This window comes from Bacillus sp. JJ1474, from assembly GCF_036965225.1.
Lineage (GTDB): Bacteria > Bacillota > Bacilli > Bacillales > Cytobacillaceae > Cytobacillus.
The window spans coordinates 21,336-22,015 of record NZ_JBALPC010000022.1; the positions used below are offsets into that span (position 1 = coordinate 21,336).

The following is a 680-nucleotide window of genomic DNA, read 5'->3' on the forward strand; positions in this document are numbered from 1 at the left end:
GTTTTAAATGTACCTAATATACTCATTATAAATGTAGAGAATCCTGCTACTTCCGCACCATCTGTTGTGAAATCCAGACCTGCAACTAAAAGAATAAAAAGTGCAGCATATCCTACAGCTACTAACCCTAAAACCAGGTATGACGCAAAGATTCTCCCAAACAATTGGCCAGCTTTATCTTTATGTACCAAAATTAACTTTACTGCTGCTCCTGCTAGTAAAAAAAAGATAATAGCTGTAGCAAATGTTACGATGCCTTTAGGAAAATACTGCCCGCTTAGAGCAAGCCCATGCACAACGGGATTGTTAGGTACAAATAAACCAAGTGAAAATCCAATTGCTAGAGTACTGAAAACCCAAAACGGATACGGAACCCTTTTAAAAAAATTTTGTTCATTCTTTTTTCTTGTCATAGAAACCTCTCCTTTACGAGGGATAAAGAAGGTTATAAACTATGTCTGATTACCCCGTTTTTAATGGTTTTGTAAATTCAATGGCCCTTACCTAAATACATAAAAAAAGTACTCCTGAACTTTCTTCAATCCTGTACACATTCAATTCTTTTATTTTTGAAGTTAGAATAAAACCTCCTCGATTTTAATGTAAACCTTTACAAATCTCAGTGGCCTAGACACCCAGCCACCCTTCTTTTATTAATTATATTTAAATTTTCAAAAAAA

Annotated in this window: 1 protein-coding gene; it reads right to left on the minus strand. The window is 34.4% G+C overall.

The features are described 5' to 3' along the window. Nucleotides 1–413 (minus strand): hypothetical protein (locus tag V7164_RS03655; RefSeq protein ID WP_335353410.1); only part of this gene is annotated, 413 nt, incomplete at its 3' end. Nucleotides 414–680: the final 267 nt, after the last annotated feature.